Raw genomic sequence first — 13,173 nt, 5'->3', positions numbered from 1 at the left:
GGAGGGGCCTTACCAAACAGGTCCCATAATCCCCATCATCCATTCTTGAAAACGCGGCATAACTTCTGCTTCAACATAATTCATCATTTCATCAGGCGTCATTTCACCTATATTTTGTACATTATCTTTATTTGGCATTTCGACGCTTTTAATTGTTTTTGCATCCTTGTTCATATAGAGAGTGAACATATCTTGTTCCATATCAGGGCTTTCAAGTGAAAATTCATGCGTTGATTTCATGCTATCTTTTTTATAGGATGCATTTCCTGCCCAAACTAACTTTCCTTCAGTTGAAGAATCCCGTAGTGAAAAAATACGTTCAAAGTCCTTTGTACCATCTTTTAACGTTTCTGAACCTTGATAAGCCATTTCGATTTCATCTACTACTAGTTTAATAGAATCTTCTACCTTTTTGCCATCCCATGCTAAATCACCAGTCAGATTTAATGTTCCTTCTTCATAGGAGTCCTTAAAGTTAAAGTCATAGGAAAAAGACTGTGTTTTTTCTTCTAAAAGCTGTGTTCCATCTAAGGATAGTGTAACAAGCTCTTCCTTCGTTGGTCCTAATTCGATAGTAAAGCTTCGTTTAACAATTAATTCGTCCTTTGTCCATATCGTAGATGTTAAACCATTTGGAATTTGAAAATCCTTTAATTCTTTATCGGCTTCTTTTGTAGCTTTTTCAAATTCGTTAACGAAAGCGTCAGCCTCTTTTTCAATTGCAGGTGTTAAAGTATTGGGAATTGAAATACCTGCACCGAATTGTTGAATTTGATATTGTTCTTTGATCATTTCTTTGAGTTTTTTATCGTTCGCCATTTTTGTAAAAATTGTCGAGAGAAGCTCTTTTACCTCTTTTTCAGAAAGGTTCAGCGTAATTTTCTCTGTTTTTACTGACTTTCCTTCAATTTCAACTTTGTCATCTTCAGACGAGAATGCACCCTCAGGCAGTTCTTCATAAATTAGCTTTAAATACTCTTTTTGAAGATATTCGAGGTCTTCTTCTGGGTAAAGGCTACTTGTATTTTCAAATAGGGCTCCTAGATCAACTGTTGTATCCTCGGAGAACGTTGTTGGGTCGGCTTCATATAGTAGTCTTCCTATGTCATTTCCTTTTACTTGAAGTAATTCATCTAAAAATGGTAACCCAACAAGCATATCTTCTTCGGTAAGATAAAAGTCAATACTGCCAAGGTCCATCTCAGCAAAATTCCCGCTGATTTTAGAAGCCAGCTGCTTTTTCTCTATATCTGTTTCTGTTGTAATCGTTAGCTTTGAATTATTAATGATTTGATCAGGACTAATGAAGCCCCCATAGCTTCCGTACGGATCGTTGTATTCTGCAGTAAGCGCATAAGTTGTACTTGATGGGTCTTCTGTTGTTTTTTCTTTCCAGTCTAGCTCTTGCTCATAACGATTTTCTATTTGTTCTGTCATGAATTCAATCGTTGCTTTCTCCGCTTGGAAATAGTTCGTTTTTGGCGAACCTAATGACAGCATAGCGGCTGCAATTCCACCACCAATAAGGAGCAGGGCAACAAGTACAATAGCAATTAGTTTCTTTGACCCTTTTGATTTCTTTGGTTCTTCTGTAAACGTTTCTTCCATTATGTAATCCCCTTTCGATTTGCGCACACATGATAATGTAATTAGGTATAAAAGCGCATACGATTATTTTATCTGAATCCATCTTATAGTCAATCGATTTTGAAAAAATAATTGGATTTTTTGGAAAGGGGTGGGAAAATTTATATAGGTGAACCATATTTAAAATAATCTGAATGATGAAGCTGTGTTCCAAAATAAGAAAAAGGCCAAAGTAGAGCCTCCCAATGTAATCTAATATTTGGGGGCTATACTAGGACCTTTTTTGGGGAATTTCTAGCTTTAGTTGTAGCAATAACCGTTATTAACTCAAGGATGACGCTTCCTTTACACCTTGTTCTAGTGCGTCCAACATTTCTTGTTTTTCTTGATCGTTTGATTGCTTCCAAATGAGCTCAAATAAAACACCTAGTCCGGGGAGCATCTTTTCTTCTCCATTTTGAATTGCGTCTACAATTGTTGCTTCTAACTGTTCTTGATTGTTTGAAGAAATGTTGGTGATAATTGCTTTTCTTAAATTTAAATTCATTTTTATCACTCCTAATTCACAATTTGCTATAGATAGTTTGACCGGGATAGCAATAAATATGTATGATTAGAATGGCTAATTTGAAGAATAGGAATGATTTTATGGTGATAACCTCTGTACAAAATGATAACGTTAAATATTGGCGCAAGCTGCATAAACGAAAAGAACGTAGTAAAACAAATACGTTTCTAGTAGAAGGATTTCATTTGGTGGAAGAAGCGGTAAAGAGCGATTGGCCTATTATTGAGCTCTTAGTAGATGAAAATATAACAGTACCAGATTGGTGCGCTGGACTCGAAATTACAACGCTTAGCAAGTCTGTGTTTGCTCATATATCACAGACAGAAGCGCCTCAAGGCATTGCGGCTATCTTACAGCAGAAGAAGCAACAAAGTGTGGAAGGAAACCACTTGCTTTTAGTGGACGCGATACAAGATCCGGGAAATTTAGGCACTTTAATTCGTACAGCAGATGCGGCTGGCTTTGATATGGTTGTTTTAGGTAAAGGAACGGTCGACCTGTACAATGATAAAGTAATTCGAGCTACACAAGGTTCTTTGTTTCATTTACCAGTCATTACTGGTGATCTAGTGACTATAGCGCAAGATTTACAGCAACAAGGAGTTGCGATTTGGGCGAGTGCTTTAAAAAATGCAAGTTCTTATCATACTGTTCATCCTAAAGAGAGAACAGCATTGATTGTTGGAAACGAAGGGTCCGGTATACAGGAGGATCTGTTTAAGCTGGCAACAACACGGGTAACAATTCCCATTTATGGGGATGCAGAATCATTAAATGTGGGGATTGCAGCAGGAATTTTAATGTACCATATTAAAACCATTGCAAACGAGTAATAAATTACTTATAATCATAATACAATGTGAATTGCATATTATGAGCGAAGAAGGAGCTAGCAGCAATCCGATTTGTTCTGTGTAAAAGGGAGGAAATGTCATAGACTGAGAGCATTTCCAATACAGAAATTGCTGTCATTTCACTCTGGAGCTGACACTTGGACCTTGATATAACAAGTAAAGGTGTTCCGGATTATAATCCGTTATCATTAAATTGAGTGGACACGAAAATGTGTCAACAAGGGTGGTACCGCGAAACCAAGCTTCGTCCCTTACAAGGGATTGGGGCTTTTTTTTATGCAATTGTATTAACGTTCTAATTCATTATTTAAGGAGGTAGTTGTTAGTGAAGGAACAATTATTGGCTCTGCAACAGAATGCACTTCAACAAATTAATGAAGTGGATAATCAGAAGGAGCTACAAGACATTAAAGTAGCATTTCTAGGGAAGAAAGGATCCATAACTGGTGTATTACGTGGGATGGGGAAGCTTTCTAAGGAAGAACGTCCAGTCGTAGGTGAAATAGCAAACCAAGTACGTGAAATAATTACAAAAGCAATTGAAGAAAAGAATGATGTATTAGAAGAGGCGGCTTTAAATGAAAAATTAAATGCCGAGTCTATTGACGTCACGCTTCCAGGTCGTCCAGTGGAAATAGGTGGCCCACATTTATTAACAAAAATTGTTGAAGAAATTGAAGACTTATTTATTGGTATGGGCTTTGAAGTTCGCGAGGGACCGGAAGTGGAAACCGATTATTTCAATTTTGAAGCGTTAAATTTACCTAAGAACCATCCAGCACGGGATATGCAAGATTCGTTTTATATTACGAATGAATTACTTTTGCGCACCCATACATCACCGATGCAAGCACGAACAATGCGTGAATATAAAGGTGAAAAACCAGTAAAAATGATATGCCCAGGAATTGTTTACCGTCGTGATACGGATGATGCAACACATTCCCATCAATTTACGCAAATAGAAGGCCTATATGTAGATAAAGATGTGCGGATGAGCGATTTAAAAGGTATTCTTAATGTTTTTGCGAAAAAGCTTTTTGGTGAAGACCGCAAAATTCGATTGCGTCCGAGCTTCTTTCCATTTACGGAGCCATCGGTTGAAATGGATATTTCTTGTAAAACATGTAATGGTGAAGGTTGTTCTGTATGTAAAGGAACGGGATGGATTGAAATTCTTGGGGCAGGAATGGTTCATCCAAAGGTACTGTCAATGGCTGGATATGATCCAGATGTTTATTCTGGATTTGCCTTTGGAATGGGTCCAGATCGAATCGCCATGCTAAAGTATGGTGTGAATGATATCCGTCAATTTTATTTGAATGACACACGATTCTTAAAACAATTCCATCAAGCATAAGGAGGTAGCGTGCATTGTTAGTTTCATTAAACTGGTTAAAAAATTATGTCAATATCGAAGGAATTAGTCCAGAGCAACTGGCTGAAAAAATAACGAAATCCGGGATTGAAGTAGATAAAATCGAATATATTGCTGAACAAAGCTCGAATGTGGTTGTCGGCTATGTGGAATCCTGTGAACAGCATCCAAATGCAGACAAGTTAAATTTATGTCAAGTGGATGTTGGAGAGGAGGAAAAACTGCAAATCATTTGTGGTGCTCCTAATGTTGCAAAAGGTCAAAAGGTCGCTGTTGCAAAACCAGGGGCTATTTTACCGGGTAACTTTAAAATAAAAAAAGTTAAATTAAGAGGAATAGAATCAAACGGTATGATTTGTTCTCTCCAAGAATTAGGAATCGAAGAGAAATATGTTCCTAAGGATGTATCAGAAGGGATATTCGTCTTTCCCGAAGATGTAAAAGTAGGGGAAAGTGTAGAGCCATTACTTAATTTAAATGATGCTGTGCTTGAATTTGATCTAACACCTAATCGAGCGGATTGTTTAAACATGCTTGGGGTAGCATATGAAGTAGCTGCCATTTTAGATCAACCGCTTGATTTACCAGATGAATCGGTATCTACAATAGCGGAAAAGGCATCCGATTATATATCGGTTGAAGTAAAGGACAAAGAGATCAATCCATATTATGGAGCTTTTGTAATAAAGGATATTACAGTAAAGCCGTCGCCACTTTGGATGCGGAACTATCTAATTGCCGCTGGAATTCGACCAATAAATAATGTGGTTGATATTACTAATTATGTTTTACTTGAATATGGTCAGCCTTTACATGCATTTGATTACGATCGGTTAAATACAAAACAGATTGTCACACGAAAAGCAAATTCGAATGAAAAAATCATTACACTCGATAATGAAGAAAGATCCCTTTCAACAGCCGATTTTGTTATTACAAATGGTACAGAAGCCGTTGCACTTGCAGGTGTAATGGGTGGAGCAAATACGGAGGTTCATAGTGGAACAAAAACCATTTTATTAGAAGCAGCCTTTTTTGATGGTGGAACTGTACGTCAAACAGTGAAACAAACTGGTCTTCGCAGTGAGTCAAGTACACGCTTTGAAAAAGGGATAGATCCAGAACGTGTAAAACGAGCTGGAATGCGTGCTTGTCAGTTGATGGAACAATATGCTGGAGGAAAGGTACTTCAAGGAGTTGTGGAAGTTGATAATCTAGATCGTTCACAAAAAGTTGTCGAAATAGAAGTTGATGAAGTTAATAAACGATTAGGAACAGATATGGTAGCAGAAGAAATTCGTGATATTTTACGAAGACTTCGTTTTGATTTTAAGCAAGAGGCATCTCATTTTACGGTACACGTTCCGACAAGACGTGATGATATTACGATTTTTGAAGATATGCTAGAAGAAATTGCTCGTATTTATGGCTATGACCGTTTACCTTTTACATTGCCGGCAGGTGCGGCGCAAGCAGGTGCCTTAACAGAACGTCAACGTGTAAAGCGTGAAGTAAAGCGGTTTTTACAAGGTGCGGGTTTAATGGAGACAATTACGTATTCATTAACAAGTGAAAGCTTTGTTTCGAAGCTAATCAGCCCAGAAATTAAAGCGTTAAAACCAGAAGCAATCCGTTTAGCGATGCCAATGACAGAGGATCATAGCTATCTTAGACTGAGCATCTTGCCAGAGCTTTTAAAAACACTCTCGCATAATGTGGCGAGAAGCCAGCTGAATCTTGCTTCCTATGAGCTCGGTACGATTTTCGTTTCTCAAGAAAAAGCGTTATCAAAGCAGCCGGATGAAAAATTGCGACTTTCTGCAGCTTTATCTGGTATGTGGTTAGAACAGCCATGGCAACAAGAAAGAAAACGAGTCGATTTTTATGTTGTAAAAGGAATTGTCGAGGCGCTTTTTGACCATTTAAATTTATCTGTACGGTTCGAGCAGGCAGTATTGCCAGATATGCATCCTGGCAGATGTGCGACACTAAGTTATGGGAACCAAACGATTGGATTTATTGGACAGCTTCATCCACGTCTTGAAAAGGAGCTCGGATTAAAGGAGACCTATGTATTTGATATTAATATGGAAGAGGTTTTAAATGGGTATCAGCATGTCCCTAGCTATACAGATATCCCTAAGTATCCTTCCGTTACACGTGATGTTGCTTTCATAATGGATGACTGTGTAGCTGCTGGAGCTGTCAAAGAGTCCATTCAAGCAATTGGCGCTCCACTCGTGAAGCATGTTAGTATTTTTGACCTTTATACTGGAGACAATTTACCAGCAGGGAAAAAGTCAGTTGCTTTTAAATTAGTTTATCAGGATCCTGATAAAACATTAAAGGATGATGAAGTAGAAGCATCCTTTGAACAAATTATTCAAGAGATAAATACGAAATATGATGCGTATATCCGCTCTTAACTGAAAAAATCCACCATTCTTCTGTTTTTACGAAGTGTGGTGGATTTAGTTTATACTGACTTTGTAAAGGACCCTAGCTGGATAACGCTTACCTTTATTAGATGCAAATGTGCTTGCTTTAACTTCTGTCCAAGCTACAAATATTTAGTAGCTTTTTTTGTGTTCGCAAAATGAACCTTTGCACATGTATGCAACGTGTCCGCAGATTTATTTTTAATAATGGTTGCAATGGTACGATCCACTTTATCAGATGCTCCTTTCGGAAGCGGAATTCCAAGTTTTTCTGAAAGTAGATCCATTTCTCTTACAAAGCTTGCTCTAGCAATAATCGATCCCGCAGCAACAGCGATAGAGTAGCTTTCTGCTTTTGTCATAAAATAAGTCTGATTATTGACGAATTCGTTTTCTGTTCGAAGATGGTTGAAATATACATTTGGTTCACAAAACTGATCAATTAGAATCCCGTCTAATGGTGCATTGCCAATTTTTTTTAGTAAGGATTGGATGGCGTGATGATGAAGCATGGCCTTCATTTTCCCTTGTGACCATCCTTGCTTTTGCAGCCGATTATACTTTTCGTTCCGCATAACAAGAAGCGAATATGGAATCTTTCGTATCGCTAATTCCTTGGCGATTTCAACAATGATATTATCAGTTAGGTGCTTTGAATCTTTCACACCCATTTTTTTTAGTTCCGGGATGTCCTTAGGTTGAACATATGTACATGCAACGGTAATCGGCCCAAAATAATCCCCTGTTCCAGCTTCATCTGAGCCAATGTGTGCGGCATGAAATAGGGCTTCTTTTGGTGCATAGGAATGTGTTTTCTTCTTTAGGTTCTCTATTTTAGGAGTTCTTTCATCCTTGTTTAATAACCATTTATCAGCTTCTACCTCAGGTGAAGCCCCTTGGAATAATACCTTCCCTGAACTGTAGGCAGTAATTACAGCATTAGCCGTTTTAGCCTGAAAAACCGCCCCTTGTGGCGTATTCGTAATATGGCTAGCATAATACTGCTTCATCGATTGAATCGTTTGTTCCGAGAAAACTTGCACGTATTGTGGCAAAATTATCGCTCCTATCATCAATATATATAGACTATATCAAAGCAACCATAAGAAATAAATGAAAAAATTTCACAAGACAATAGTTCCCTAAATTCATAATTTCATGTTAAGATATAGACAGTTATTGGATTGTCGAACCTCAAACCTCTCAATATGAGAGGAAATCAAGCAATATATTTAGGAGGATATACGTGTGAGTCAAAATGAAAAAACACGGATAACCGTTGAAATACATAATAGACCATATACAATTGTAGGAAGCGAGTCTTCGAGCCATGTTAGACTAGTTGCTAGTCTCGTAGACCAAAAGATGCGTGAAATACAGGAAATGAATAGACAGCTAGATACATCTAGTTTAGCTGTATTAACTGCGGTCAACGCGATGAACGATTATTTGAAATTAAAAGAAGACTACGCTACATTGCTAGGCTCATTAAAAAAGAAAGAGGATAAATAAAGAATGATCAATTTCATAATAATTTTATTACTCATATTTGGATTCTTGATGGGATTAAAAAGGGGGCTAATCCTACAAGCGATTCATTTAATTGGATTTATTGTTGCTTTTATCGTAGCAGCAATATACTATGATGTGCTAGCTTCTAAGCTTCCACTATGGATTCCGTATCCAGACATATCTAATGATGGTTTATGGGCAGAACTTTTGCAATCGATGCCACTAGAGACTGCGTTTTACAATGTTATTGCCTTTGCTGCTATTTTCTTTGCGACTAAAATATTATTACAAATAATTGGTTCAATGCTTGATTTCGTTGCATCTTTACCAGTTCTTAATTCTGTTAATAAAGGGCTAGGAGCAGTGCTTGGTTTTTTAGAAATTTATTTAATTGTTTTTATTGTATTATATATTTTAGCACTGGCGCCAGTTCCAAGTGTGCAAGCATATGTGAATGATTCTACGGTGGCATTGTTTATTTTAGAACATACACCATATTTATCAGGGAAAGTAAGTGAACTTTGGTTTTCGTATGTAAATGCAATCGTAAATTAATTAGAAGGAAACCATGAAGACTGATTCAAAATGTTGGGGATGCTATTGTATAACATGTACAATAAGGATAACCGCTGCTGAATTAGTCTTTTTTCTTGATATAATATGTTGGTTTGTACTAGAACTCAACTGAAAATAAATAAATGTTTCTTAAGAGAATAAAGTAGGTGAATATGGATGACAAAAAACAAAAAAGATGTGATAAAGCTATTAGAAAATATAGCAGTTTATATGGAGCTTAAAGGAGAGAACCCGTTTAAAATTGCAGCTTATCGACGAGCAGCACAGGCACTTGAAAGGGATGAAAGGTCATTAACAGATATTGATGACTTTACGAAGATTAAAGGAATCGGCAAAGGAACGAGTGCAGTTATCGAAGAATATTTGCAAGAGGATACATCGGAAACATTGCGCCAATTACAAGAAGAAGTGCCAGAAGGATTAGTTCCTTTATTAAATATACCTGGGCTTGGCGGAAAAAAATTAGCAAAGCTGTACCAAGAACTTCAAGTGATAGATGGAGAATCTTTAAAGGCGGCACTTGAGGATGGACGTGTAGAAAAGCTAGCTGGTTTTGGAGAAAAGTCAGCAAAGAAAATATTAGCCGCTCTAGACGAGGTAGGTTCACGCCCGGAACGTATTCCGATTGCTATTATGCTTCCTATTGCTGAAAAGATAGAAGAAAGGCTGGCTAGAATTCTAGAAATAGATCAATTTGCACGTGCTGGCAGTTTACGAAGAATGCGTGAAACAATAAAGGATCTTGACTTCATCATAGCAACGAAGAAACCTTCGGAGGTTCGCGATGCTTTATTGAACATACCAGGAATAAAAGAAGTTATTGCAGAGGGAGAAACAAAGGTATCGATTACATTAGCGGACGTTTATGATATTAATGTTGACTTTCGATTAGTAAATCCTCCAGCATTTGCAACTACATTGCATCATTTCACTGGTTCAAAAGATCATAATGTAGCAATGCGTCAGCTGGCAAAATCAAAAGGTCAAAAGATTAGTGAATATGGGGTGCACGTGGATGAAACGGATGAAACGTTGACCTTTGCAAATGAAGTTGAATTTTTTCATCATTTTGATTTGCCTTATATACCACCAGAGATTAGAGAAGGAGATAAAGAGTTTCATTCATTGAATAACGAAAAGCCACTCATTGCGTTAGAAGATATTCGAGGAGATTTGCATATGCATACTACTTGGAGTGATGGGGCACAATCAGTCGAAGAAATGGTAGCGAAAGCAAGGGAAAAAGGATATGCATATATTGCGATTACTGATCACTCCAAAAATTTACGTGTTGCGAACGGTCTGAATGAGTCACGTTTAAGAAAACAGCGTGAAGAAATTGAACGACTTAATGCGAAGTATCGGGATATTCATGTATTTGCGGGCGTAGAAATGGATATTCTCCCAGATGGGAAGCTTGATTTCTCCACTGATTTTTTAAAAGAAATGGATTTTGTTATCGGTGCTATTCATTCGGCTTTTAATCAAACCGAGGATCAAATCATGTATCGTTTGTTTACCGCACTGGAAAATCCTTTTGTAAACCTGATTGCACATCCAACAGGAAGGCTGATTGGAAGAAGAGAAGGATATGCTGTTAACATGGAGTCGCTTTTAGCGCGTGCAAAAGAAACAAATACGGCGCTTGAAGTAAATGCAAATCCGAATCGATTGGATTTATCGGCACGTTGGGTAGAAGAAGCAATACAACAGGGGATCCCCATTGCAATAAACACAGACGCGCATAATTATGCCATGCTTGATTATATGCAATATGGAGTTGGCATCGCTAAAAAAGGATGGGCTAATAAGGAGCTTGTTATTAATACTTGGTCAAAAGAGAAACTTTTCTCTTTCTTTAATCGTAATCGTTAATATTAAGCTGTATTCAAAGGAGCAAGTAGAATGAACAAACGGATATATCGAGTGTTAGAATTTACAAAAATCATAGAACAGCTTCGCGAGCAAGCAGCAACATCATTGGGAAAAGAACTTACTGCCCAGTTGACTCCTGATACGGAGCTCGAGGAAGTAGAATTAAGACAAAATGAAACCGATGAAGCGGTTAATATTAGGCGACTAAATAAGGAAATTCCACTAGGTGGCATCTCCGATATTAAGCCGAGCATTAAACGAAGTGTAATTGGTGGAATGTTACATTCGGGTGAGTGCCTGGATGTTGCTAATACAATTTATGGCGGGCGAATGGTGAAGGAATTTTTTGAAAAGTTAGAGGTGGATGTACCAATACTTCAAGGATTAGCAATTAGTATAACACCTCTTCGAGACCTTGAGAAACAAATAAAGAGCTGTATTGATGATCATGGACATGTAATGGATAGTGCCTCGGAAAAGCTACGCAGTATTCGTACATCAATAAGGACATTAGAGAGCAAAGTTCGAGATAAATTAGATAATTATACGAGAACGAAAAGTAATATGTTATCTGATGCAATCATTACAATTCGAAACGATCGGTATGTTTTACCTGTCAAACATGAATATCGAGCAGCAATTGGTGGAATCGTACATGATCAATCTGCATCAGGTCAAACGTTATTCATGGAACCGAAAGCTGTTGTAGAGATGAATAATCAGCTTCAAGAAGCTAGCTTAAATGAGCAACAAGAAGTTGATCGAATTTTAATGCGTTTAACTGGACAAATTGCTGAAAACGAAGCGGTATTAATGGACAATCTTTCTATTTTAGCGACCATTGATTTTATTCATGCGCGTGCCAAGCTAGCAGAGAAAATGAAAGCAGCAAAGCCAAAGATAAATGATCAAGGCATAATTAAGATGCAGCAAGCAAGACATCCATTAATTCCACAAGACCAAGTTGTTGCCAACGATATTGAAATTGGTACCTCCTTTACAACCATTGTTATAACTGGTCCAAATACAGGGGGAAAGACGGTTACATTAAAAATGATCGGTTTATGTACATTAATGGCACAATCAGGGTTGCAAGTACCTGCTTTAGATGGTTGTGAGCTTGCCGTGTTTAAGCATGTGTATGCAGACATTGGTGACGAACAATCCATAGAACAAAATTTAAGTACGTTTTCATCGCATATGACAAATATCGTGCAAATTATGGAGCAGGTCGACCATCAATCCTTAGTTTTATTTGATGAGCTCGGTGCAGGAACAGATCCACAAGAAGGCGCAGCACTCGCCATGTCTATCTTGGATGAAGTCGTAAATAGAGGTGCTCGTGTAATCGCTACAACGCATTATCCAGAGCTAAAGGCATATGGCTATAATCGCGAAAATGTTACGAATGCGTCGGTAGAATTTGATGTAGAAACTCTACAACCAACTTATCGCCTATTAATTGGGGTACCAGGTAGAAGTAATGCCTTTGAAATATCAAAAAGACTTGGTTTAAATACGCGAATTATTGAACATGCGAGAAGTCTTATTGGTGTGGATTCTAAGAGTGTGGAAAATATGATTGCTTCCCTTGAACGTTCACAGCATGAAGCAGAAAAGGATTATGAGGCTGCACAGCGAATTCTAGAAGAAAGTGAACAGCTTAAACATCAACTGGAACAAGAATGGAAGAATCTTGATGAAAAGCGTGAAAAGCTATATAAAAAAGCTGAGGAGAAAGCTGAGAGAGCAATTCAAAAGGCGAAAGATGAAGCAGAACAAATTGTTCGCCAACTAAGAGAAATGAAGGCTGGTGCAGTCTTAAAGGAGCATGAATGGATTGAAGCTAAAAAAGCATTGGACGATGCATTACCTTCACTAGGAGCAGAAAAAAGGGAAGAACCGAGGACAGTGGAATCTCAAGGGGATTTACATGCTGGTGATGATGTTACATTATTAGCTTATAATCAAAAGGGTACGGTTATTGAAAAGGTAAGTGATGATGAATATCTTATTCAAGCAGGAATTATGAAGGTGAAAGTAAAACGAAAGGATTTAAAGCTTGTAAGGACAAAGAAAACGAGCTATGAAAAACCGATGGCCACAGTAAAGGGTGCAAACTATCATATACGAACAGAGCTTGATTTAAGAGGAGAACGTTTCGAGGACGCGCTTATCCGATTAGAAAAATATATCGATGATGCATTGCTTGCAGGATATCCGAGAGTATCTATTATTCATGGGAAAGGAACAGGTGCTTTAAGAAAAGGGGTTCAGGATTTTGTGAAAAAGCATCGCTCTATATCGAATTACAGAGAAGGAACCATGGAGGAAGGCGGAAGTGGCGTTACTGTAATTGAATTGAAATAGGAGAGGAGGATGCTA

At 37.7% G+C, this 13,173-nt stretch carries 10 protein-coding genes; 7 read left to right on the top strand and 3 right to left on the bottom strand.

Going from position 1 to position 13,173, the window contains the following annotated elements; genetic code table 11:
* Positions 1–9: 9 nt before the first annotated feature.
* Entirely contained in the window at positions 10–1,608 is a 1,599-nt protein-coding gene (locus SPK86_RS03645; RefSeq protein WP_284139786.1) for a DUF6583 family protein, read from the bottom strand.
* A 301-nt stretch (positions 1,609–1,909) separates the two neighbouring features.
* Positions 1,910–2,134 (bottom strand): small acid-soluble spore protein SspI, encoded by a 225-nt coding sequence (sspI, locus tag SPK86_RS03640; RefSeq protein WP_284139785.1) that lies wholly within the window; start codon positions 2,132–2,134, stop codon positions 1,910–1,912.
* A gap of 104 nt (positions 2,135–2,238) precedes the next feature.
* Here sspI and SPK86_RS03635 point away from each other — a divergent pair, with 104 nt between their 5' ends.
* The 3 genes from SPK86_RS03635 (at position 2,239) to pheT (ending at position 6,813) form a co-directional block, all read left to right on the top strand.
* Positions 2,239–2,988 (top strand): TrmH family RNA methyltransferase, encoded by a 750-nt coding sequence (locus SPK86_RS03635; RefSeq protein WP_330948696.1) that lies wholly within the window; start codon positions 2,239–2,241, stop codon positions 2,986–2,988.
* Positions 2,989–3,334: 346 nt separating this feature from the next.
* The gene (gene pheS / locus SPK86_RS03630; RefSeq protein WP_284139784.1) at positions 3,335–4,369 is read left to right on the top strand and encodes a phenylalanine--tRNA ligase subunit alpha; all 1,035 of its coding nucleotides are present in this window, start codon (positions 3,335–3,337) and stop codon (positions 4,367–4,369) included.
* 14 nt (positions 4,370–4,383) lie between these two features.
* On the top strand, positions 4,384–6,813 hold the full coding sequence (gene pheT, locus SPK86_RS03625; RefSeq protein ID WP_330948675.1) for a phenylalanine--tRNA ligase subunit beta: 2,430 nt from the start codon (positions 4,384–4,386) through the stop codon (positions 6,811–6,813).
* 134 nt (positions 6,814–6,947) lie between these two features.
* Here the strand turns inward: pheT and rnhC are convergent, their stop codons facing one another.
* Entirely contained in the window at positions 6,948–7,880 is a 933-nt protein-coding gene (gene rnhC / locus SPK86_RS03620; RefSeq protein ID WP_330948674.1) for a ribonuclease HIII, read from the bottom strand.
* Positions 7,881–8,073: 193 nt separating this feature from the next.
* Between rnhC and zapA the strand changes: the two genes are divergently transcribed.
* From zapA to SPK86_RS03600, 4 genes are all read left to right on the top strand, one after another.
* Positions 8,074–8,337: a cell division protein ZapA gene (gene zapA, locus SPK86_RS03615; RefSeq protein WP_284139781.1), complete on the top strand. Its 264-nt coding sequence runs from the start codon at positions 8,074–8,076 to the stop codon at positions 8,335–8,337.
* Positions 8,338–8,340: 3 nt separating this feature from the next.
* Entirely contained in the window at positions 8,341–8,892 is a 552-nt protein-coding gene (locus SPK86_RS03610; RefSeq protein WP_284139780.1) for a CvpA family protein, read from the top strand.
* Positions 8,893–9,069: 177 nt separating this feature from the next.
* Positions 9,070–10,788 carry a DNA polymerase/3'-5' exonuclease PolX gene (polX, locus tag SPK86_RS03605; protein WP_330948673.1) on the top strand — a complete coding sequence of 573 codons (1,719 nt, stop codon included), beginning with the start codon at positions 9,070–9,072 and terminating at the stop codon, positions 10,786–10,788.
* A 30-nt stretch (positions 10,789–10,818) separates the two neighbouring features.
* Positions 10,819–13,158, top strand: coding sequence for an endonuclease MutS2 (locus SPK86_RS03600; RefSeq protein ID WP_330948672.1), 2,340 nt, complete (start codon positions 10,819–10,821; stop codon positions 13,156–13,158).
* The last annotated feature ends 15 nt before the right edge of the window (positions 13,159–13,173 follow it).

It is taken from the genome of Virgibacillus sp. MG-45, assembly GCF_036409425.1.
In the GTDB taxonomy this organism is placed as follows: domain Bacteria; phylum Bacillota; class Bacilli; order Bacillales; family Amphibacillaceae; genus LDC-1.
This window is presented reverse-complemented; position numbering and strand designations above follow the sequence as displayed.

Coding starts and splice junctions, on each gene's coding strand:
- SPK86_RS03645 (WP_284139786.1), bottom strand. CDS start 1,608: ATGGAAGAAACGTTTACAGAAGAACCAAAGAAATCAAAAGGGTCAAAG.
- SPK86_RS03600 (WP_330948672.1), top strand. CDS start 10,819: ATGAACAAACGGATATATCGAGTGTTAGAATTTACAAAAATCATAGAA.
- sspI (WP_284139785.1), bottom strand. CDS start 2,134: ATGAATTTAAATTTAAGAAAAGCAATTATCACCAACATTTCTTCAAAC.
- polX (WP_330948673.1), top strand. CDS start 9,070: ATGACAAAAAACAAAAAAGATGTGATAAAGCTATTAGAAAATATAGCA.
- SPK86_RS03610 (WP_284139780.1), top strand. CDS start 8,341: ATGATCAATTTCATAATAATTTTATTACTCATATTTGGATTCTTGATG.